Annotated in this window: 9 protein-coding genes and 2 pseudogenes; 9 read left to right on the plus strand and 2 right to left on the minus strand. The window is 55.5% G+C overall.

Annotated features, from left to right (window positions below; genetic code table 11):
• The first annotated feature begins 241 nt into the window (after window positions 1-241).
• The gene (locus tag ACR0ER_RS11885; RefSeq protein ID WP_480769110.1) at window positions 242-10,570 is read left to right on the plus strand and encodes an Ig-like domain-containing protein; all 10,329 of its coding nucleotides are present in this window, start codon (window positions 242-244) and stop codon (window positions 10,568-10,570) included.
• A 425-nt stretch (window positions 10,571-10,995) separates the two neighbouring features.
• Here ACR0ER_RS11885 and ACR0ER_RS11890 read toward each other — a convergent pair.
• Window positions 10,996-11,187 (minus strand): annotated as a pseudogene (locus tag ACR0ER_RS11890) (IS481 family transposase); the annotation flags it as partial.
• Between the two features lie 200 nt (window positions 11,188-11,387).
• Here ACR0ER_RS11890 and ACR0ER_RS11895 point away from each other — a divergent pair.
• The 7 genes from ACR0ER_RS11895 to ACR0ER_RS11925 all read left to right on the plus strand — a co-directional run bounded on the left by ACR0ER_RS11895 (window position 11,388) and on the right by ACR0ER_RS11925 (window position 19,353).
• Window positions 11,388-11,987 carry a helix-turn-helix domain-containing protein gene (locus ACR0ER_RS11895; protein WP_170330701.1) on the plus strand — a complete coding sequence of 200 codons (600 nt, stop codon included), beginning with the start codon at window positions 11,388-11,390 and terminating at the stop codon, window positions 11,985-11,987.
• A 146-nt stretch (window positions 11,988-12,133) separates the two neighbouring features.
• Complete coding sequence (locus tag ACR0ER_RS11900; protein ID WP_480769111.1) at window positions 12,134-13,717, plus strand: ABC transporter substrate-binding protein; 1,584 nt, start codon at window positions 12,134-12,136, stop codon at window positions 13,715-13,717.
• A gap of 60 nt (window positions 13,718-13,777) precedes the next feature.
• Complete coding sequence (locus ACR0ER_RS11905; protein ID WP_170327535.1) at window positions 13,778-14,719, plus strand: ABC transporter permease; 942 nt, start codon at window positions 13,778-13,780, stop codon at window positions 14,717-14,719.
• Complete coding sequence (locus tag ACR0ER_RS11910) at window positions 14,716-15,567, plus strand: ABC transporter permease (protein ID WP_480769112.1); 852 nt, start codon at window positions 14,716-14,718, stop codon at window positions 15,565-15,567. Before ACR0ER_RS11905 ends, ACR0ER_RS11910 begins: the two co-directional genes overlap by 4 nt.
• A 3-nt stretch (window positions 15,568-15,570) precedes the next feature.
• Window positions 15,571-16,563, plus strand: a complete 993-nt coding sequence (locus ACR0ER_RS11915; protein WP_480769113.1) for an ABC transporter ATP-binding protein — start codon at window positions 15,571-15,573, stop codon at window positions 16,561-16,563.
• Window positions 16,560-17,558: an ABC transporter ATP-binding protein gene (locus ACR0ER_RS11920; protein ID WP_480769114.1), complete on the plus strand. Its 999-nt coding sequence runs from the start codon at window positions 16,560-16,562 to the stop codon at window positions 17,556-17,558. The genes ACR0ER_RS11915 and ACR0ER_RS11920 overlap by 4 nt, the downstream gene beginning before the upstream one ends.
• Window positions 17,545-19,353: an aminopeptidase P family protein gene (locus tag ACR0ER_RS11925; protein WP_480769115.1), complete on the plus strand. Its 1,809-nt coding sequence runs from the start codon at window positions 17,545-17,547 to the stop codon at window positions 19,351-19,353. The genes ACR0ER_RS11920 and ACR0ER_RS11925 overlap by 14 nt, the downstream gene beginning before the upstream one ends.
• A gap of 428 nt (window positions 19,354-19,781) precedes the next feature.
• Here the strand turns inward: ACR0ER_RS11925 and ACR0ER_RS11930 are convergent.
• Window positions 19,782-21,137, minus strand: a pseudogene (locus tag ACR0ER_RS11930) (sulfatase-like hydrolase/transferase); the annotation flags it as partial.
• A 397-nt stretch (window positions 21,138-21,534) separates the two neighbouring features.
• Between ACR0ER_RS11930 and ACR0ER_RS11935 the strand changes: the two are divergent.
• Complete coding sequence (locus tag ACR0ER_RS11935) at window positions 21,535-24,069, plus strand: cation:proton antiporter (protein WP_480769116.1); 2,535 nt, start codon at window positions 21,535-21,537, stop codon at window positions 24,067-24,069.

Genomic DNA, 24,069 nt, shown 5'->3' on the forward strand with positions numbered 1-24,069 from the left:
CAAAAAAGGCCGAAAACGTTCGCGATATTCGGTGAATTTTGGGCTCTTGTCCGGACCACAGTGGATTATTCTTTCCCAAAAGCGAATAAATTAAACTTCTGCAAGTGGCACCTACTTCGCGCAGCAGTAACAACGGATTTCCGCCGAAAACCTTTAACAGCTCTACTCAAGGAGAAGTTTTTACGAACTTTCTACCTTCCAAAAAAATTCTAAAGAAACTCACTGAATTGGGGGACTATCAATGCGTTCTTTTCAAACCAACGGCACCGCTCTGGATGTTCAGGATCTGACTCTTTCAGGTGATTTTACTATCGAAGCTTGGGTATTTATGCCCACGGGATCTGGAATAAACAACGCAGATGGCATCGTTGCCAGCCCCGGGCAGGACGTTAACTTCTTTGCTGGCCGAGTGCGTGTATTTGATGGTGGTGATATTGTAGTCGCTAACTCTACAACGACCGAAGGGGTTTGGACACATTACGCTATTACGCGCGAAGCAGGTCAAACCAGAATCTACATTAACGGTGTGTTGGATGCCACCTCTGGCACAAATTGGACCAACGATTTCACAATTGAAACTCTGGCCGAAGGGTCTGCTGCTGGAGGACTTGAAGGGCAACTGGATGAAGTTCGGATCTGGGACGTAGCGCGCAGCGACAGCGAAGTCGCGGACAATTACGACAAGACTGTGGATCCCGGCAGTGCAGGCCTACTGCGTTATTACGACTTTGAGGGCGCTAACCAGTTTATCGTGGACCGTACGGGCAACGCCGAAACTGAAGAGGTTCTGCCTGCCCCAGCGGGAACTAACCTGGTGAGTTCTGGCGCACCCATCACCGTCGTACCGATAGCAATCGCTATTGAGAACGCAAGTTTCGAGGCCATCACTTTGGCGGACGGTCTGGCCGATACTGCGATCACTGGCTGGACTCTAAGCGGCGATGCGGTCGGGACGTGGAACCCCACAGCAGCCTTTTTCCCGGATGAAGCCCCCGACGGTGAAAACGTCGCCTTCATCGATAACGGTGGCACAATTTCACAAACCCTGACCGACACCTTTGAAGCGGGTCGCAGCTATCAGCTTACGGTCAGTGTCGGCAACGAATCCAGCGCAGGCACGAGCAATGGTTGGGAAATCCGCTTATACGCCGGAACCCAGCTTTTGGGCAGCGTGGACGCCACCAGCGTCACCCCGGTAGACGGCACTTTTGGAGACGTTGTTCTAACGCTTGATGGCTCCGATCTGGCGGCTTTTTCAGCCAATTACGGTCAAGCGTTGACTGTGGAGATCTTCGACGCCGTTGTTGACCCTGAAAACAATGCTCAGTTCGACGACGTCCGTCTGAACTATTTGCAGGCTGATACATACCCGGTCAACACTCCGTCGAGCGATCGCGCACTCTCAACCAGCTCCACTGCCGTTGACATCCCTGACGTTACCCTCAGCGGTGATTTCACGGTTGAAGCCTGGATTTATCTTGCGCCGGGCCAAGTCATTTCGAATGACGACGGGCTGGTAGCTGGTCCGAATAACGACATGAACTTTTTCGCGCAGCAATTCCGTGTTTTTGACAGCACTGCGGGCAACGACATCGTGGTGGCGAATACAGCTGCGACGGCCGGGACATGGACGCATTACGCCGTGACGCGCGAAGCGGGCGTTACCAAAATCTTCGTCAACGGTGTGCTGGATGCGACTGCGGCCAACCCCTACACTAACGATTTTATTATTGAACAACTGGCAAAGTCGAACACGGACGCGCTCAACGGGCAACTTGACGAAGTACGTATCTGGGACGTTGCGCGCAGCGAAACCGATGTTCTGGCGTCCTACAACAAAACCGTAGACCCCTCCTCGGCCGGTCTTCTCCGCTATTACGGCTTTGATGGCACAGGAACCGACTTGGTCGATCTGACCGGAACCACTCCTGATCAGGCATTGCCCGCAGGAGTGTCATTAGAAAACTCAGGTGCCCCGCTTGTGGACAACAATGCTCCGGTGTTTACCAGCGATACCAGCGTTTCGGTAACCGAAGGCAATACAGATACGACCTATGCGGCTACGGCCACTGATGCTGATGGCCCACAGCCGGTCAGCTATTCAATCGAGGGCGGTACGGACGCGGCATTGTTCACCATAGACGCCTCCACCGGCGCCCTGAGCTTTACCTCTGCACCAGACTTCGAATCTCCGGGTGATGCGAATGGTGACAACACATACGAAGTGATCATCGGAGCTTCGGACGGAGCAAACACAACAGAACAATCTGTAACAGTAACCGTCACTGATACGGGCGCCCCAAGAGCGGTCGCAATTGAGAACGCAAGTTTCGAAGCTAACGTTCTGGCCGATTTCGCTGCAGTGACCGAAATTGATGGCTGGACGCTCAGCGGTCCAAGCATGGGAACGTGGAATCCGCGCGCCGATTTCTTTCCCGACGAAGCCCCCGACGGTGAAAACGTCGCCTTTATCGATGATGGAGGCGCCATTTCGCAAACCCTGACCGAGACCTTTGAGGAAGGTCGCAGTTATCAGTTGTCAGTCAAGGTCGGTAACGAGGTCAACGCAGGGTCCAATAATGGTTGGGAAATCCGCCTGTACGCAGGTACCCAGCTACTTGGCAGCGTGGACGACACCAGTATCAGCCCAGCTGACGGCACGTTTGAAGATGCTATACTGACACTGAATGGTACCGACTTGGCTGCATTCTCGGCCTATTACGGTGAAGCGTTGACCATCGAAATCTTCGATGCAGTTGTCGATCCGGAAAACAATGCACAGTTTGATGATGTGCGCCTGAACGTTGTTGATGCCGATATTTATCCAACCGGAGGCGGTGGCACACCCGATATTATCAATGTAGCGATTGTCAATGCAGGGTTCGAAGCCCAAACGCTTGCTGACTTCGCAGCGGCGCAAACTATCGATGGTTGGGATCTGAGCGGCTCAGGAATGGGTGTATGGAACCCACGGGCAGACTTTTATTCAGACGAAGCGCCCGAGGGTGAGAACGTCGCTTACATCGACGATGGCGGAACAATTTCTCAAACCCTGACCGAGACTTTCGAAGCGGGCCGCAGCTATCAATTGGCTGTTCGGGTAGGTGACGAAGCCAATGCAGGTGAAAATCTGGGTTGGGAAATTCGCCTTTATGCCGGCAACCAACTGCTGGGCAGCGCGGGCAACGCGGATTTCAACCCCTCGGATGACAGTTTTGTTGACGTCACAGTTACTCTGGATGCGACTGATCTTGCCGCCTTCAGCGCGAACTTCGGCGAAGCATTGAGGATTGAACTGTTCGATGCAGTTGTAGCGGGTGAAAACAACGCACAGTTTGACGACGTGCGCCTGACCTATGTCGAGGCGGACACCTACCCCGACGGCGGTGGCGGCAACCCCGGCACAGGTACAGAACGCGCTTTGCTGACGGCAGGGGTTCCGATCGATGTGCCGGACCTCACGTTGACCGGAGATTTCACAATTCAGGCGTGGATTTATAATACGCCAGGTACCGAAATCTCGAATGCGGACGGTCTGGTCGTAGGGCCAAACAATGACCTGAACTTCTTTCAAGGGCAGTTCAGACTCTTCGACAGTACAGCGACTGAAAATGACATCGTCATTTCCAATCAGGTCGAAGCGCCAGGTCAGTGGACCCACTATTCTGTAACGCGTGAGGATGGTGTCACCAGAATCTATGTAGACGGCCAGTTGAACGCGACCTCTACAACCAACTGGACCAACGATTTCACGATCGACAAAATCGCAGGTTCAGTTTTCGGTGAAGCGAACGGAACCGGTCTGACTGGTCAGCTTGATGAGCTGCAAATCTGGGATGTGGCCCGCACACAGACACAGATCGCCGACGATATGGACGGCGGCGTTGATCCGGCCAGCGCGAACCTGTTGCGGTACTACAATTTTAATGGCGATGCGAACGAGGTTGCCGATGAAACGGGCAACAGTGCTAGCGTGCCGCTGCCATCCGGGACCAACTATGTTACTTCGACCGCCCCGATTGACGGAGCCGGAGGCGGCACCGGAGCGGGTGAGTTCATCGACTCTCAGGTGGTCAGCGGACTTTTCCTGCCGACCGATCTGGCCTTCCTGCCTGATGGCCGGATGCTTGTAATTGAAAAAGGCGGTCTGATTAAAATTGTTGATGACCCCACACAGCCCGGCGGGACAATCGAGACCTATCTCGACCTGACAAGTCAGACGCTCAACAATGAAGAACGTGGGTTATTGGCTGTCGAAGTCGATCCCGAGTTCGAGACGAACGGCTACGTGTATTTCTACTACACTATGCTTGAGGATGGTGAAGGCAAAACTACTGTCTCGCGTTTCCAGCATATTGAAAATGGTGGCGGAGCAAGCAGCCGCGGTGACCTGTCCACTGAAACCATTATGTGGCAGGAGAACGACGTTACCAGTTCCTGCTGCCACCAGGGCGGAGGGTTGTCATTCGGGTATGAACCAATTGACGAAAACGACCCAAGCCCCTGGAAGATGTATATTGTCACCAGCGATGAGTTCACACCTGCGAATTCTCAGGACCTGACGCATCCGGACGGCAAGGTACATCGGGTCAACAAAACCGATGGCTCGATCCCAACAGACAACCCATATTACGATCCGATTGCGGCGGCGGCTTATACGCCGGAAATCGATGCAAGCTCGGCCATTTCGACGTCCGCTGAGAACCTAGCAATCGACTCGGAGGGCGTATTGACCACGATTCACTCGCATGGTCTGCGCAACGGCTGGCGCAGCAGCTACGATCAGGAGTCCAATACCCTGTTCATCGGTGAAGTCGGCGGCAACAACAACAATACTTCGGATGAGGATATCCACATCGCTATGGCCGGCGCCGATTATGCCTGGGGTCCGAATGATTATCCTGGTTTCGACGGCGAAGGGTTCCTGCCCGACGCGAATGATCCGGGCAACCCGATCCATTCCTACCCGCACCTGAACGGCCCCGGCCAGGGTGATGGCACACAAAACGGTGGTGCGTCTGTTACTGGCGGTGTCGTTTATCGGGGGGACGAGTTCCCGGACGAATACGTTGGTGCATATTTCTATGGCGATTGGGTCCGGAACTGGATCCGCTATTTGGAAATCGACTATTCCGGTGAACGACCGGTTCTGGTCGAAGATCATTTCTTCAAGAACGCCACCGGCCAGGTACTTGCCTTCGAAGAAGGCCCGGACGGAGCGTTGTACTATATCACTACTTTCCAGACCGGGAACGTGTTCACTTTCGAAGGCACCGTCAATCGCATCAGTTTTGAAGGCGGCAACGGCGCGCCGGAAGGTACCGGGATCGTTCTGGATCCCGGCGAAGACAGCAACCCAACGGCTCCCTATGAGGTGACCTTCGAAGCCGACGTCACTGACCCGGATGGCGATGCCCTTTCCTACTTGTGGTCTTTCGGTGACGGGGATGACCTTGACGGCGATGGTATCGGCGATACCGCGATCTCGACCGAACAGAACCCGACCTACACATACAACGAATTGGGTCAGTATGTCGTCGAACTGGTCGTAACTGACGCGCAAGGGGCGGCAACTGTATTTGACTCGCGGGTTATTACGGTCGGTAACGCGCCTACACCTGAGATTCAGTTGCCACTTGATGGCGGAACCTACCGCGCGGGACAGACCATTACATTGGAAGGTCTGGCAAATGACATCGAGGACGGCTTGATCGACAGCAATGATCAACTGATCTGGTCCACAACCTATCAGCTTGGTGACATCCAACGGCCCGGACCAATTGACGGGACAGCAGATCAGGTTGGCGGGGTCAGCTTCGTCACCCCGGACTCGGGCAACCTTGAAAGCTTCCTGAACGGGATCACCGTGTTCCTGACGGCGACCGACAACGATGGCCTTTCAACGACGACGCAGGTAAGCCTTACTCCTGAAACCGCCGAACTTTCCTTTGACGCGCCGGTTCAAAATTACACTTTCTTGTTCGACACGCGTCCGGAAGTGGGCGATTTCACTTTCGACTCGGTTATCAACTTCAATCACACAGTTGAAGCGCAAGAGACTTACACTTCAGGTGGGTTTGAATTCACGTTCATTGGATGGGAGGACGGCGAGACCAGCCGCATCCGCTCAATTACCACACCAGAGGCAGGACAGAGTTTCCGACCGCTTTACGAAGTGACGGGTACGGTCGGTCAGGCATTGGCCCTGAACGGAACAGACCATGTAGACATTCCGCAGCTCGTACTCGGCGAAAGCGGTGCGGACTTCACCATTGAAACATGGGTCAAGTTCACAGACCCGACGATCAATAATATCGATGGTCTGGCGGGTTCAGGCAGTTTCGGCCAGCCTGGCGCAAACGATATCAACTTTTTCAACGGTCAAATCCGCATTTATTCCAACGACTGGCCCGATGGCAACGATCCGATTGTCGCCAATTCAACAAGCCAACCAGATGTTTGGACACACTATGCCATCGTTCGTGAAGGCGGTGAACTGAAGATTTATATCAACGGTGTACTAGACCAGACGGTTGCGACTACCTGGACTGGCCCGTTCACAATCGACCACATTGGCGGCACGGTTCAAGCTGGCGGCTTGCAAGGCGAAATGGACGAATGGCGCGCCTGGAGTGTGGCGCGGACAGAAGCGGAAATTCTGGCTAACAAAGATGACCCGTTGTCCGGACCGCAAACCGGTCTTGAACGTTACTATGCGTTCGATGGAGATCTTAGCGATACCACGGGCAATTCGTCCCCAGCCACTCTTCCTGCTGCTGGCTCTCTGGTAACTTCTACGGCACCGATTGGCTCCGGGATAGACCCGGACGAGACCAATCTGTCGATAATCGACGCAGACGTAGACGAAGGCGACAATGGCACAACCGAGCTGGTGTTTACGGTTCTGCGTCAGGGTGATCTGAGTGGCGAAAGTACGGCGCAATACGATACTGGCGACGCGACAGCAATTGCTGGCTCTGACTATGAGGCCGCAACTGGTACGGTAACCTTTGCCGCAGGTGAAACACAAAAAGAAGTCCGGATCACGGTCTCATCCGATACGGTTTTCGAACCAAACGAGACGTTGTCAGTCACACTGTCAAACCCGACTGGCGTAGTTCTAAACCGGGCTATTGCCACCGGAACAATTCTGAATGACGACGCCAACCCCGGCACCACAAGTGTTGTTTACGAATTGGACAATGGTGAAAACGGGTTCAACGGGGATTTCGACGGCAGTTTGGGCGCACCGCAGATCATTGGAGCAACACCGCTTGGTTCTCTCACCAACGGTGGGCTCGAAGTAGTGGCTACTTTCGATGATCTCGATGGCAATCAGGGGATCATGTCGGCGGACGCATCGTTCTTTGGAACAGGCGGGCACATCAACTTGCGCTCGCTAGGAGATGACCTGGAACTCCGTGCGCAGAATGGATCTGACACCACCGGGGAGAGCTTCACAATTCTTGCCGAGGATATCCTGACCGCTGGTCAACCAACGCATATTCTAGTGTCTTTCGGTGAGGATGGCCTGACGCTATATGTCAACGGCGTCGATGTAGGCAGCGATCCAAGTACAGTTTCGCCCTCGGGGAATACCGAACAGCTTGTGCTCGGCGGCAACAACTTTGCCAGTACTCCCGGTGATACCGATAATCTAAGAGAACCCTTTAACGGTACCATCGAACGTTTTGCTCTCTACGACGGACAACCGGATGATGCCGATGCTCAGGCTCTCTCTGATGCGGCGCTCAACCCGATTGTCACAGTGGCCAATGACGACCTTGCAACCACAAACGAGGATACACCGATCAGTGTCGACGTTGTAGCCAACGAAACTGCTGACAATGCCGGTGCAATCACATTGGTATCGGCAAGCGACGGAGCAAACGGAACAACGTCCATTGTGGACGGAGAGGTCGTCTACACGCCAAATGCTGACTTCAATGGCGCGGACAGCTTCACTTATGTGATTTCAACTCCGGAGGGCGGAGAAGCAACCGCGACGGTAAACATCACAATTGATCCTGTAAACGACAATCCGATTGCGGTCGGCGATGGTGCAACTGTCATTTCAACAGCCGCAGAAACTCCGATTGATGTACTGGCCAACGACAGTGACGTGGATGGCGACAGCCTTATCGTCACGGGTGTTACCAATGGCACCAATGGTGGCATCGTGACGCTAGTGGACGGAACGATTGTCTATAACCCGAATGGATTGGGCGTGGGCGCGACCGATACGTTCCAGTACACGATCGACGATCAGAACGGTGGCGTACCACAGATGGCAACTGTCACGGTGACGGTTCTCGCCGAACCCAATGCTGATCCGGTTGCGGTCGCAGACGACGTCGTGACCTCTGAAGACACCCCGCTGAACTTCCAGCCTGGCGCAAACGACACAGATGCCAACGGAGACACTGTGGTTGCCTCGTCGATCTTCTCGCAACCGACCAATGGTACTGCGGTTGTGGAGGCAGACGGCACCGTTACCTACACGCCAAACGTTAATTTCAATGGCATCGACAGTTTTGAGGTAACGGTCACCGATAGCCTCGGCGGGTTTGACACCGAAGTCGTGAATGTGACGATCAATCCCGAAAACGATCCTCCCCAAGCCAATGACGATGCGGCAACCACTTCCGAGGGCAACGCAGTGGCCATCGACGTTCTGGCCAACGATGGTGACGTGGATGGTGACTTGTTGGTAGTCCAGTCCGTCGGCAGTGCAAGCAACGGCACTGTTGTGGATAATGGAAACGGTACGGTCACCTACACACCGAACACCGGCTTTGCCGGCGAAGATACGTTCGAGTACACTGTGTTCGACGGTACCACGACATCCACAGCAGAGGTCACAGTGACTGTGAACTCATTCCCTGTACCCATTGTAGACGAAGCAGCTCAGGTATTGTTCGATGGCACCAACGAGTCTGTCATCGAGCTGCCCCATGATCCGATCTATGCGTTTAGTGAGGGAACGATTTCGTTCGCCTTCAACGCAGCTGACACGAGTGGTGCTCAGGGCTTGTTCGCCAAAGATGCTTCTGGTTTCGCGGGAGGTGGCAACCACTTCGCCGTTTACCTCAACGGCCCGGAGTTGAACATTCGTTATCAGGACGAAGAAGCGTCAGAAACGCTTACCATTCCCGGGATCGTGGCCGGTCAAACCTATGATCTGGCAATGACCTTTGGGCCTGAAGGTGGTCGTGTTTACCTAAACGGGACGCTTGTAGCGAGCGTAGCGTTAGTTATGGACTGGACTAACAATGTAGAGTTCATCCAATGGGGTGGTCGTGGTTGGGCTAGTGATAGCGGGGCGGCAGGTTTTGACGCTCCGTTCGAGGGCAACATTGCAGACCGTAAGGTGTTTAACGTTGCCCTGAACGACGAACAGGTCGCCGAACTGTACAATGCGGGGTCGAGTAACAACGCGCCCATAGCCGTGGACGACGTCCTAGTCGTGGACGAGGACGGTTCAGCCAGTATCGCGCCAGGCACCAATGATACGGACTTGGATGGCGATCTGGTCACAGCGACCGGAATTGCCAGTGGTGCCGAAAATGGTCTGGCCGAGGTGAACCCGGATGGAACGGTGACTTACACACCAAATCTGGACTTTTTTGGTGAGGACAGCTTCGACATCATTGTGTCGGACGGCAATGGCGGGACAGCACAGTCTTCGGTCGATGTTACGGTGAACCCTGTGGATGACGATCCGGTCGCATCTGACGACGACGCGGCAACGCAGCAGAACGAAGCCGTGGTCATCGCCGTTCAGGACAACGACATCGATGTTGATGGAGATGCCCTGACGGTAACACTGGATCCCACCAGTGAACCTTCAAATGGTGTGGCATCAGTGAACGCAGACGGGACTATCACGTATACTCCGAATACCGGCTTTATTGGATTGGACAGCTTTGACTATGTCCTGTCTGACGGCGATGGAGCAACGTCGACCGCTACGGTAACGGTAAATGTCACTGAAGAAGCGCCCGACCCTGTGCCGTTCTTCGCGCGCCCCGGCGTAACAAGCTTCGATGGCCCGACAAGCGCGGTGGAAAACGTAGCACATGGCCCAGAGTTTGAGGTTCCAGAAGGAACTATCGCTTTCTCGTTCGTAGATAGCGATCCCAACGTGCGTCAGGGTCTGGTGGTAAAGGATGCCTCCGGATTCACCGGGGGCGGCAACCACCTTGCGGCTTACGTTGATGACGGCGATCTGATTGTTCGTTTCCAGGACGACGCAAACAGTGAGGAGTTCGTCTTCAACAACCTCGTGGCTGAACAGGAGTACGAGGTGGCTCTTGTGTTCGGTAACGGTGTCGAACTCTGGGTTGACGGTGTTCTGATCGACTCGAATTCGGGCTTCACGACGGACTGGACGCTAAACCAACAGGTCATGCAGATCGGCGGTCTCGGCTGGGCCAGCGCGAGCGGCGACGACGCCTTCACAAACCCGTTCTCTGGCGAAATAGCAGACCTCGAAATCTACAGCGAACGCTTGGACGAAGACCGCATAATAAGTTTGGCAAACCAGTCTTCTTTTGATCCGATAGCCTGATTTTCGACCTTTACAAGGTTATACTGATGGACGCGAAGCTAAGATGAAACTTAGCTTCGCTTCAAATTTAGGCTAACAGGGGCGTCTACACCTTCAGAGCCAGTGGCACCTATTTTGGCTCCAGTCTTCGGTAACGGGGCCGGCGCAAGCAAGCTGTTTTCGCAGAATAGTTGATCCGCCAAAGCGGTGTAGTATTTCCTTGTTAGTGTCCGTCCTGCTTTCTGTTACGACCTACTGATGGATCCTTCGGGTAAATGCTTCGGTCTCAGTCGCCCGGGAAACGGGGCTTAGACGTGATAGACGTCGATCACGTGGTGGATGTGATCGTTTTGCAGATCCACTTTCTTATCGGTGATCAACGGTTTCGGTCGACTGCTGTCGATCGTGTAGAACGACGTACCCCGTTGGGTACTGGAACAGACCCCTAGAACAGTCGAGTTCGGCTCCTTCTGCCCCGTCTTTCTATCCTCAACTGTATGGCGCTTTCGCCATTTGGCTACGGTCTTCACATTGATGCCAAGCTCGCGGCTCAATTCCGCGTTCGAAGCTTGCGATCGCTGTATGGTTGCTCGGATGGTGTGCGTTGTCGTGGCGCAGCCTTGACGTATCTGTCCCATAAGGCATCCTTTCATTCCATCAAATGGATCGCACCATCAGACCGTGGGATCAAATTCCTAAGGAAACGCCCCGCGATGAACGAAGTTTTTTATTACGACGCACAGCGACAAAGAGTGCTTTTAGCGTCACTAAGAAAAATTTTGATCTTTCCTTGGCTATTCTGTTTTATAGCCAAACCGTCAACCACAGGAGAATCCGCATGCCAGTCCCGACCGAGCGTGCCAAGGCCAAGTCAAAGGGCAAACCAACCGAGTTGGGGCAGGCCATCCGGCGACGGCGTAAAGCTATGGGGTTGACGCTTGATCAGGTGGCGAAGTCCTCAGACCTGACGACTGGTTTCCTGTCACAGGTGGAAAGAGGGCTCAGCTCGCCGTCTCTAACGTCACTGATGGCGATTGCAGCAGCATTGCAAACCAGCATCGAACAGTTGCTGAGTGTGCCCAAAGTCTTTTCGGAATATGTGCCGAAGGACAAACGACAAACTTATTCCCTTGGAACACGCGGGCGTTTTTACGAAAAACTGGGGCCTGGATTCTCGGGCGCCTTGTTTCACCCACAGGTCGTTCACCGCCCAGCGGGTCACGTTTCCGAGAAAATGTGCCATGATGGCGAGGCGTTCTGTTACTTGCTTTCAGGTCAGTTGGAATATCATCTGGGGGACCAGATTTTCATCATGTCCCCAGGGGATGTCGTGCACCACGACACCTCAACACGGCACTATTCTGTCGTACTTGGAGAGGCCGAGGCGGTAGAACTGTGGGTCACAACTTCACCCATTAAGGACACAGGGTCCTCGTGACGAACTGAAACTGGTTAAAAGATAATTTGGAATTCCTGACTGGTAAAATCTTTTTACTATTCACTAAAAAAATCTTTAGTAATTTTAAGAATCACTTATTGTCTCTTGCAAGGTTGAATCAGAACTATTGCGGGAGGATGAAGAGAATGAAGCTGAAGACGGTACTGGGATTGACCGTTGCTGCAACCCTGGCGATGCCAGTCGTGGCGCAGGAACGAGGCGGCACGCTGAACTTTGCCCGCTATGATGGTTCACGACTGATCGACCCAATTTATGCAGACCGCAATCCGGATATCTGGATGGTCGGCAGCTTGTTCGACACGTTGCTGCGTGGCAGCGCCGACGGGAACTCGGTCGAGCCTGGACTGGCCGAAAGCTATTCTGTTTCCGACGATGGCAAGACTGTCACTCTGACCCTGCGCGAAGGCGTACTGTTTGCTGATGGATCACCCCTGACCGGCGAAGACGTTGTTTTCTCGCTGGATCGCGCGCGTAACCCGGACCTCAGCCCTTGGGGGGGGTTGCTGGGCTCAATTGAATCGGTCTCAGCAGATGGTAACATAGTCACCCTTTCGCTGAACGCTCCGGACCCAACGATCCTGTCGATGCTGGCCACGTTCAACACGGCCATTGTGTCCAAAGCAGCATTTGATTCTGCGGCTGGTGATACCGATCAGGACAAATCCGCAGCGATTTTTGCCGCAACAACGGCCGGGGTTGGCTCTGGGCCGTTCTATTTGTGCGGGTTCGAACAAGGCGCTTCGATGGATTTCTGTGCCAACGAACATTACTGGCGATTGGGCGCGGATGGCAAAGCGCTACCCTATCTTGACGGAGTGCATTTCGAGATCGTGCCGGACGACGCTACCCGTATTCTTCGCTTGCAGGCAGGAGAAGTCGATGCTGCCGAGTTTATCCCCTTCAGCCGTGTAGCTGAGTTGGAGGCCGATCCGAACATCAACATGCAGCTCTATCCGTCGACCCGGATCATATATTCGCCTATCAACACGCGCGAAACCCGTGCCGATGGTTCTCCGAACCCAATGGCTGATCCGCGTGTACGGCAGGCGTTAAACTATGCCACTAACAAAGACGCGCTGATCGGTGTGGTTCTGCACGGCGCGGGTCAACCCATGAGTTCGCCTCTGATGGCAAAGGCGACGCAATATGCTGCCGACCTGAACCCACTTTATGCGTATAACCTCGACAAAGCCAAGGCCCTGATCACTGAGGCTGGCGTGCAACCCGGGACTGAGGTGACGTTGACCACATTGGCCGGATCGGCGGATGACGCGACGATCTTTGCGGCTCTGCAGCAGATGTGGGGTGAGCTTGGCCTCAGCCTGGTTGTCGAACAGGTCGACAACGCCACGCGCGGTGCAAAGAACCGTTCGGGTGAGTTCGACATTCACACTTACGGTTGGGTGAATGATGTGAACGACCCAAGCCAGGTTGTCGGCTGGCTGGGCTACACGCCAACTGCCAAAGCTGTTGGCACCGGCTGGGAAAACTCAGAATTCAACGAGTTGTTCGAAAAAGCAGCAAGCGAGATGGATCCCGAAGCGCGCAAGGCGCAGTTTGCCCGGATGCAGGAGATCTATGCAGAGGCAGCCCCGTTGCTGTTCATGTACGAAACTCCGTTTGCAGTGGCCCTGGGAAAAGCCGTTGATGGATATGTCCAGACTCCGCTGGGCAACAATATCTTCGACGAAGCGACCGTAAGTCGTTAATCTCTGACCCCCTCGTCCCGTCGCCCTCGGGCGGCGGGGAGTTTTTTGCGGAGCCAGCGTTTGTCCAGCCTGTCCTATATCTTCAAACGTCTCCTTTTGATGATCCCGACCTTTTTTCTGGTCATGGTGATCATCTTTCTGTTGGTGCGTATGCTGCCCGGTGATCCTGCAATTGCCATGGCGGGCGATCGCGCCTCGGACGCTGATATTCAAGCCATTCGCGAACGGCTTGGTTTGACACAGCCAATGTTCGTGCAGTTTTGGCTATTCCTCACGAATACGCTGCAAGGCGATCTGGGGCGATCGATCCTGATGCGCACCGATGTCACTACGGTCATCGCCGATCGCTTGCCGATTACCGTGTTCCTGACGATCTATTCGGTGGTTTTGTCTTTGCTGATAGCAGGACCTCTGGCCTTTGTCGCAGCGCTGAACCGAGGCCGCTGGCCTGACGCCGTTATCCGCACTGTTTTCCAGATCGGTCTGTCGATGCCGGTTTTCTATATCGGATTGGTTTTGCTGACCTTCCTCGCCGCTCAGCTCCGTCTGTTCCCAGTGGGCGGCTATGGCGACACTTTTGGCGAGCGTCTTTATCACCTGTTTCTGCCGTCAGTGACGGTGGCGCTTTACACGTCGGCCATCATCATGAGGAACCTACGCAGCGCAATCATCGAGGTTCTGGACGCCGAGTACGTTCAATTCGCCCGCGCCAAAGGATTGCCCGCGCGGCTGATATTGGGACGGCATGTGCTGCGGAACGCTTTGATTTCGACCGTGACGCTACTGGGCCTGTCCATCGGCAACCTGATGAGCGGTACTTTGGTCACCGAAACGGTGTTTGCGGTTCCGGGCATGGGACGGCTGATGCTCGAAGCCATCTTTGCTCGTGATTATCCTCTGATCCAGGGGCTGACCCTGACCTTTGCGCTGCTGGTGTCGCTGGTCTTTCTGATGACGGACCTGTTCCAAAGCCGCCTTGACCCAAGGATGCGCCTGCAATGAGTGATGCAAACTTCACACCCACACAGCCCACATTCCTGCAAAGGGCTCTGCGCAAACCGGGGTTTGTGGCCGGGTTGATCATCATCGGGTTTTCGGTCCTTCTGGCGATCTTTCCGGGGTTTTTCGCGCCTTATGATCCGAACGAGATCGACTACCTCGCAGTCCGCCAGCCGCCCTCATGGGTGCATCCGTTCGGCACGGATTTGTTGGGGCGGGACAGCTTGTCCCGTGTGATCTGGGCCTATCAGGTGAACATGCAGATGGCTGTTTTCGGCACCGTCTTTGCACTAGTGATCGGCGTCATTGTTGGAGCTCTGGTCGGGTACTATCGGGGCATCGCTGACCTGATCTTTGGCCGGATCGTGGATGCGGTGATCACCTTCCCCTTCCTTGTTCTGGTGATCGCAGTTGTTGCGGTGTTGGGTCCGGGGTTGGTCAACATGTATATCGCAATTTCGGTGGTCTATTGGGTGTATTACGCGCGACTTATGCGGGCCGAGGTGATTGCGCAGATGGGCAACGACTATGCCGCAGCCGGTGTCGTGATGGGTTATTCCGACAAGCGTATCATCTTCCGCCACCTGCTACCCAACGCGATAACACCTGTCATCGTCTATTGGATGACCGACATGGCGCTGGTAATCCTGCTGGGATCCTCGCTGGGTTATCTGGGGCTTGGCGCACAACCTCCGCAGGCGGAATGGGGCGTTCTGATCGCCGAGGGACGCAACTTCATCTCAACGGCGTGGTGGCTGAGCCTGATGCCGGGCATCGCCATCGTTCTGACCGGGCTGGGCTTTTCCTTGCTGGGTGACGGGTTGGCCGACTTGCTGAGACCGCGAGGGTAACGGATGGAACACAACACACCGATACTCGAGGTTGATGGGCTTAACACCACCTTCCACCGCGGCGGGCAACCATTGCCAGCCCTGCGCGATGTCAGCTTTTCGGTCGCTCGGGGCGAGGTTCTGGGTCTGGTCGGCGAAAGCGGATCGGGTAAAAGCGTGACCTTGCGCTCTATCATCGGGCTGGCACGGCGATACGGCGATGTTACCGGTGAAGTACGTTGGCAGGGGCAAAACTTGATCCAGATGCCCGACCGCGCCTTGCGGCAGATCCAAGGGCGCGAAATCGCAATGATCTTTCAGGAGCCGATGACCTCGCTCAACCCGCTGCTTACGGTCGGTCTTCAGCTTGAAGAAACCCTGCGCGCGCATACCGACCTATCCCAATCCGCCCGCCGGGATCGCGCCATAGAGATGCTGGATCTGGTCGGTATCCCCTCGGCCGCGCAACGGTTGAAGGACTATCCGCACCAGTTCTCGGGTGGGATGCGGCAACGCGTAATGATCGCCATTGCGCTGGCGGCAAATCCCAAGCTGCTGCTGGCGGATGAACCGACAACGGCCTTGGACGTAACCATCCAGGCACAAATCCTCGATCTGATCCTGCGGCTGGCGCAGGACATGGATATGGGCGTTGTCCTGGTGACCCATGACCTCGGTGTCGTCGCGCAGACTTGTGACACCGTGGCCGTGATGTATGCCGGGCGGATTGTCGAACAGGGATCGGTGCGCGATGTGCTAAAAGACCCGCGCCATCCCTACACAGTTGGACTGATGCGATCTGTCCCCGAAAACCTGCCGCCTCGAACGCCGCTTTACTCGGTGCCGGGCGTCCCACCCAGCCTGGATGCGCTGCCGCAAGGATGCGCCTTCGCGCCCCGCTGCGCTGCCTGTGTTTCGGCCTGCACGCAGGACCGGCCATCTCTCAGCATTGCCGCCGAAGGAAGGCAAGTGGCCTGTTTCAATCCGATCACGAACTCACAGGGGAATGCCGCATGACGATCCCGGTGCTTCAGATCCGAGACCTCCGCCTGCGCTTCCCGTTGGGTCGTAGTATGGCTGACGTTGCCATGGGTCGCCCCGGTCGTGTCGTCAACGCGCTGAACGGTGTCAGCCTTGATCTCAACCGCGGTGAAACACTCGGGGTCGTCGGAGAATCCGGCTGTGGCAAGTCCACGTTGGCGCGCTGTATCGTACGCCTCCACAAGCCCAGCGAGGGCGAAGTTCGTTTCGACGGGCAGGACATCTTTAGCGCCGATCAGCGTTCGGATCGCAGCTATAACCGGCGCGTCCAGATGATGTTTCAGGATCCGTATTCCTCACTCAATCCACGTATGACAACAGGCCAGATATTGGCCGAAGCTCTGCGGGTTCATGAGATGCGCCCGGACCACGAGGTCCCTGCCCGCGTGTCCGAGTTACTGGAACTGGTGCGCCTGCCGCAGGACGCCCAACATAAGCTGCCACACGAGTTTTCGGGTGGCCAGCGCCAGCGGATCGCAATCGCAAGAGCCTTGGCTGTTGAACCAGAAGTGCTGGTCGCGGACGAACTTGTCTCGGCTCTCGATGTCTCAGTTCAGGCTCAGGTCGTGAACTTGCTGCTGGAATTGCAGCAAGAGCTTGATCTGACGATCTTGTTTGTCGCCCACGATTTGCGCCTGGTACGGCATGTGTCCAACCGGGTGGCTGTGATCTATCTAGGTCGGATCGTCGAGATCGGAGACAGCGAAACTCTGTTTTCGGACCCTTCACACCCCTACAGTCAGGCGCTTTTGTCGGCGGCCCCCTCTTTGGACCCGGACGACCGCGGCAAGGCAACCAAGCTTGAAGGCGAGCTGCCCTCGCCGTTGAACATGCCCTCGGGCTGCCCGTTCCATGTTCGCTGTCGCCACGCCAGCGAGATTTGCAAACAACAGGTTCCATCCTTGCTGCCCTTCGAGGGACGCGGGGAAGTGGCCTGCCATTACGTTGAAGAGATCAATGCCCATGCTTGATGCCCCCGAGACCTCTCGTGGCCCCGTTATTGCCGCCCTCCGGGCCGAGTTGCAGGCGCAAGGTTTGGATGCCTTCATCCTGCCTCGGTATGACGCGCATCAAGCGGAGTATGTGGCACCGCATGATGAGCGACTGGCTTATGTCACGGGTTTCACCGGCACGGCAGGCATGGCAATCGTGACTATGGACACGGTCGCTGTTTTTGTGGACGGGCGCTATGTGGTACAGGCAGCGAACCAGTGCCCGACATCGCTGTTCACGCACCAACACCTGTTCGACAACCCGCCCGAGTTTTGGTTAGCCGAGCATTCCCAGACCGGCTGGCGCGTTGGCTTTGATGCGATGCACCTTCCGCCTGTATTCCTGGACCGGTTCGCCGAGGCGTTGCCGGATGCCGAGCTTGTCCCGGTCAAAACCAATCCCGTTGATGCCGTATGGCCTGATCAGCCCCGTGCTCCGCTGGGTCAGATAGACCCTTTCCCCGTTCAACTGTCGGGCAAGTCGGCCCAAAACAAGATCAGTGATCTGGTTCAGCAAATGCGTGACCTCGGAGCCAAGTTTTTGGTTGAAACGCAGCCAGACAACATCGCCTGGCTTTTGAATGTTCGTGGCGCAGATGTGGCATACAATACCGTCCCTCAGTCTTTCCTGCTGCTGGATGATGAAGGACAAGTCCAATGGTTCGTTGCGCAGGAAAAGTTAAATGCCAACGTCGCCGACCATCTACCGGACAATGTTCAAACCTGCGCGCCCGGCGCCTTTCTTCCAACCGTCGGAGCCAGAGTTACCGCAGGCCAGGGCGTTTTGTTCGACCCAGCATTCTCTCCCGCTGCGGTTCGGCTTGTGCTAGAGCAGGAAAAGGCAAGGAAGATGCCTTCGCCCAGCCTCCTGACTGCAGCCAAAGCGATTAAAAACCAAACCGAGCTCGAAGGCATGCGCGCTTGCCACATCGCAGACGGCGTAGCCTGGACCGAGTTCTGCGCTTGGTTGGCGACCGAAGTACCCCAACGCGCCAGAAAGGGCGAGCCTGTGACCGAACGTGAGGCCGAGCACGCCATTCTAAGATTCCGACAAGCGCAGCCCAGTTTTGTTGAAGAAAGCTTTAACTCGATCTCTGCCGCGTCCGGCAACGCTGCGATGTGCCATTACGCGACACAAGAGGACAACACGGTTCCGCTTTTGGAAAATGGCACCTATCTCTTGGATTCCGGCGGCCAGTACGAAACAGGCACCACCGATGCCACGCGCAGCTTCGCCTTTGGCCCCACCCGGCCACATGGCTATAACCGCGCCTACACCGCAGTTTTCAAAGCCTTCCACGCCATCGCGACCCTGCGCTTTCCCGCTGGAACGCAGGGCCACCACATAGACGCAATCTGCCGCCGGCCTTTATGGGACCTCGGCCTGGACTATGACCATGGTACGGGCCACGGGGTGGGGCACAGACTTTCCGTACACGAGTACCCGCAACGTATCGGAAAGCCCTACAACCCGGTGGACCTCGCCCCCGGTATGATCCTGTCGATCGAACCGGGATATTACGTGACTGATCAGTTCGGTATCCGGATCGAAAACCTGTTCGAGATCGTAGAGGCCGATGACGGGTTCATGGCGTTTTCGAACCTGACATGGTGTCCTGTTCAAACCACCATGCTGCAGACACAGCTTTTGACTGAGGCTGAGATAGATTGGTTAAACACCTATCATGCAATTTTGATTGAGCGTCTTGGCCCATTGTTGTCTGCCTCTGCATCGGCTTGGCTCAAGACCGCCTGTGCGCCTTTGCCTCTGTAGAAATGCGGTTCTGTGGATCTTTCGAAGACTTTTGACAAGGAGGTCGCCGTGTTAATGGTGTTTCGGATTGCAAGTGATATCCCGCCTTTGAAGCGGTCCGCCGTTATGGTTAAGAAAACCGGAGGGTCCACAGGATCTGAAGATGTAGACGCCCCGTTGGCCTCGATGTCCCATGGTGGGTAGGGGGAAGAAAATCAGATACAGAGTGCCCGACGCAATCCGTCGCAGTCCCAACGAACGGCCAGTATTCGTCGACAGCGCAACATACCATCGTCAGCAAACTCACCCGCCGCGCACCAAAGCGCATTCTGGGACTATCGGACTAACGGCAACTAAGGAGGCCCCCCCGCGAGGGGCATTCTAATTTCGGCGAAATGCAGTTGGCGCGCGTCAAGATGATCTCAGCCTTCGCCAAGACAATCCAAAAATTACTTTGCTTTCCCTTCGCGTGCTTTCGCTTGTTCACTTGGTGTAGGTGTGTGGTTGAAGCGATAGGCCGTTAGGCACGCATGTTCTCCGCCCAGCTCGGCAATACGGACACGTTGGTCCGCAAAGCATAGCGCATCGACGACTTCAGGCTCGCAAATCTCACGCAACCGGCGTTCGCCTTCGGCCAAAGCGGCAATTGTGTCCGGTTGGTTCGGGTGAGTGATCGCGAGATTCTGCAGCTCGTTTGGATCCGCTTCAAGGTCGAAAAGCTGAGGTTCGTGCCCAACGTAGTGCACATACTTCCATCGTTGCCAACGCACCATGAACGTTCCGGTCGTTGAGCCTCCATCGTGGTATTCGCTCAGGATAGTGCGCTCGGGGTCGTCCTCAGCACTTGCCAGTTCGCGCAAAGAAATCCCGGACAGAGCGCGGCTGACTGCATCATGATCGACCCATGTCACATCTACTGCTGTGGCTGCCAGATCGACCAGCGAAGCTCCGGTGGTCACCCGGCGACCCGCAGGCACCTCGGGCCCGGCCACGATCATTGGCACGCCAGCAGATTGCTCGCACATCACCTGCTTGGTCCAAAACCCCTGGTCGCCCATCATGTCACCATGGTCCGAGACATATACAACCACTGTGTTTTCTGCCTGACCACTGGTTTCCAGAGCCGTCAGGATGCGGCCCACGCAATTGTCCATAAAACTTGTCAGCCCATAGTATGCCGTTTTCGCCTCTCGCATTTTCTGTTCGTCGAAATAGCGATCGTAGTCGAAAAACCCGGCCACGTTCTTAAGTTCGCTGTGTTCCGGACGGAACTGTTCTTCGTAGCCTATGGGCAGGTCGATTCCTGCTGGATCATACATGTTGTAGTAGTCTTCCGGGCAGGTCAGCGGATAGTGAGGGCTGACGAGCGAGACAAAGGCTGCCCAAGGGCGATCTGATCTGGCCTTGTTGCGTAACCAGGCCTCGGCCGCATCGGTGATATCCAGATCGTAGTCTGTATATGTACTCGACCCCACCCCTACATCCGCAGCCAATTCGGCGGCGGCATCGTACAGCGGAGGTGTTTCGCGCAATAACCCGACGGGCCACCCAATGCCGCCTACCACATGCATTGGCAAAATCTCTTCTGTAAACCCGTTATCATCGTTCTCTGAGCGGAAATGCAGTTTGCCGATCGAAACGGTCTCTACTCCGCTGTCGCGCAAATGCCGCATCCAACTGCGGGTTCGACCATCATACGGTGAGGCGCTGTCCCAATGGCGGATTTTGTGAACATGATCGCCGGTTGCAATCGCGGCTCGAGTAGGAACGCACATGGGGGATGGCGTGTAGGCATTGACAAAGTGTGCTCCACTCGCGGCCTATGCATCCAGGTTCGGTGTCTTAACGATAGTATGCCCAGCACAGCCCATCGTATCCTTTCGATGCTCGTCAGATATGATGATCAACAGATTGGATCCGGTATGGCGTTTCAAATCAATTGGTTCCTATTTCCGACTACTTTAGCGCATGCTGTATCGACGAACATGCAAGCTCAACAATTGCTCAATCTCTTTATCCGGTCAATTCAGCCCGTTTCAGCCGTTCACTCACCGCGCAGGCGTCGCAGTGCGGCCCGCCGCTCCTGAAATTCGCTGCAACTGTGCGATCTGGACGGGTGAAAGTTTGCACATTGATACCACAGGGTCGGTCGGAAGTGCAGGGTGGATTCCATTGGTTGTAGTTCTCAGGTAATACGTACTGATGGATATTGTCGTCATTACGACCATCATCACTTCTCTTTTTGTTGTTATCGGCCTGGCGGAGCCACTGGCTGCGCGGTTGCGCTTGCCTTTCAGCGTTATTCTCGCCGTCCTGGGGATAGTGATTGGGCTTGGAGCAATTTTCTTTCTCGACACTGACCTGACGGATGCGCTCAATCCGGGAGCGCAGGCGATCATTGATCTGCCGATACGATCTGACGTATTCCTCTACGTTTTCCTGCCTACGCTGCTCTTTCAGGCGACACTCGGCATGAACCTTCGCAGGATGCTGGACGACTGGATGCCCATCCTGATGATGGCCATTGTCGCAGTGATTGTGGCAACACTTTCCATTGGCTATGCACTCAGTTGGGTAAGCGCGTTACCGCTGGCCGCGTGTCTCTTGATCGGGGCTATTGTGTCGACAACTGATCCTTCGGCGGTTGTCAGCATATTTCGATCGATTTCCGCACCACGCAGGCTTTCGCGAATCATTGAGGGCGAAAGCCTTCTTAACGATGCTGCTGCCATCGCTCTTTTCGGGCTGTTCATGAGTTTTGTCATGCTCGGAAGACCCGATCCTATACTGAGTGAAGCCTTGGGGCAGTTTCCGCTGTTGATCGTAGGTGGAGCACTCACCGGTTGGCTCACAGCGCGCGTGGCCGTTTGGCTGATGGCTTTCGTAGGTCGCTGGGAAATGGCGCAGATTTCAATCTCGGTTGCGCTGCCGTATCTTGCCTATATCGTTGCAGAACAAAGCGTTGGAGCTTCGGGTGTCATTGCTGTGGTAGCCGCAGGTCTTACGCTCAACCTGGCAGGCCCCGGCCGATTGTCGCCGGTTGCTTGGACAAATTTGCAGGAAGTATGGGACCTTCTGGCGCATTGGGCAGGGGCGCTGATCTTTATTCTTGCAGCATTGTTGATACCGAGACTGTTGGAAGGGGTCAGGCCGTCTGACCTTGGCCTGTTGGTTGTGGTGGTTCTTGCCGCGACATTCGCAAGGGCGGCGGTTCTGTTCGGCTTGTTGCCAATTCTTACAACAATTGGCCTGTCGCCAGCCGTGGAACGCCCCTATCGCACCGCGATGTTGTGGGGCGGCCTTCGGGGTGCCGTGACATTAGCGCTGGCGCTGGCAGTCACCGAAAGCACGCAGGTGCCGCTCGAGACCAAGCGTCTGGTCGGCATCCTGGCGACAGGCTTTACGCTTTTTACACTGATTGTTCAGGGCACAACCTTGCGCTCGGTGATCACAAAGCTGGGGCTCGACAAGCTCTCTCCGCTTGATACGGCCCTATCACGCCAGGTGGTCGCGGTCGCCTTGCAGTCAGTGCGCGAGGACGTGTCCCGCACCGCAGAAAACTACAACCTGACCCACGATATCGTCAGAACCGAAGCCAAACAGTTCAGCGAACGCCTCAACGAGGCTGTAAAGGCTGCCGAAGACAGTGCTGAGATCCTTGATCGTGACCGGATCACGCTGGGCCTTATTGCGTTGGCCGGTGCAGAGCGGGACGTTGTGTTGGCCCGAATGCGAGAGCGCACCATGTCATCGGTTCTGAGTGAGAAGATTCTGTCCGACGCTGATCGGCTGATCGAAGGCGCACGGACCGGAGGGCGGATCGGGTATCAGCGCGCATCAAACCGGTCCGTCGTTTACGGCAAGTCATTTCGGGTCGCCGTGTTTTTGCACAACCGTCTTCGAATCTCGTTCCCTCTCACGCGTATAACGACGGATCGGTTTGAAAGGTTGCTCATGCAACGCCTGATCCTCCGAGATCTTGACGGGTTCGTCCGTGGCCGCATACGCCGGATCCACGGCCGCCGGGTTGCGGAATTGCTTGATGATCTGTTGGCGCGTCGATCTGAAGCAGTTGAAGCCGCACTTGACGGTTTGCGGTTACAGTATCCCGGCTACGCCGAAAAGCTTGAGCGACGGTTCATCCGGCGGACGGCGCTGCGACTGGAAGAGCGTGAATACGCCGTCATGCGCGAGGACGGCCTGGTGGGCGAAGAGCTTTATTCGGTGTTGATGCAGGAAGTGGCGGCACGACGTGCTTTAACTGAAGGGCGTCCGGTACTGGACATCGCCCTCAAAGGACGAGATCTGGTCCGGCAGTTCCCGCTCTTCTCTGATCTCGACAAAGCTTCGCTACGGAAACTCAGCAGAGCGCTGCGTACCCGTTATGCCAACGCGGGTGACACCATCATTGCCCAAGACGAATTCGCACGGAGCGTATTCTTCATTGCTTCCGGGGCAGTCGAGGTGGAACTCGGCAGACATACTACGCGGTTAGGTCGTGGTGAAATGTTTGGGCAATTGGCCATGCTATTAAAACGACCACGTCGAGTAAATGTTCGGGCGTTGGCACCTTCGACATTGCTTGAGCTCGACGAAGCGCGATTCCGGAGACTGCTCCGACGAAGCGAAGTCATGCGGAATTCTGTCAAGATGAGCGCAAAAAACCGCATGATTGACCCTGCGGTGTTGGACCTAGATGAGCGTGCAGAGCCTTCTGAACAAATATCCATGTCTTAA

The organism is Ruegeria sp. CH8 (assembly GCF_056536985.1).

Excerpts from the sequence above, each read along its gene's own strand:
- ACR0ER_RS11885 (WP_480769110.1), top strand. The coding sequence starts at position 242 with ATGCGTTCTTTTCAAACCAACGGCACCGCTCTGGATGTTCAGGATCTG.
- ACR0ER_RS11895 (WP_170330701.1), top strand. The coding sequence starts at position 11,388 with ATGCCAGTCCCGACCGAGCGTGCCAAGGCCAAGTCAAAGGGCAAACCA.
- ACR0ER_RS11900 (WP_480769111.1), top strand. The coding sequence starts at position 12,134 with ATGAAGCTGAAGACGGTACTGGGATTGACCGTTGCTGCAACCCTGGCG.
- ACR0ER_RS11910 (WP_480769112.1), top strand. The coding sequence starts at position 14,716 with ATGAGTGATGCAAACTTCACACCCACACAGCCCACATTCCTGCAAAGG.
- ACR0ER_RS11915 (WP_480769113.1), top strand. The coding sequence starts at position 15,571 with ATGGAACACAACACACCGATACTCGAGGTTGATGGGCTTAACACCACC.
- ACR0ER_RS11920 (WP_480769114.1), top strand. The coding sequence starts at position 16,560 with ATGACGATCCCGGTGCTTCAGATCCGAGACCTCCGCCTGCGCTTCCCG.
- ACR0ER_RS11925 (WP_480769115.1), top strand. The coding sequence starts at position 17,545 with ATGCCCATGCTTGATGCCCCCGAGACCTCTCGTGGCCCCGTTATTGCC.
- ACR0ER_RS11935 (WP_480769116.1), top strand. The coding sequence starts at position 21,535 with ATGGATATTGTCGTCATTACGACCATCATCACTTCTCTTTTTGTTGTT.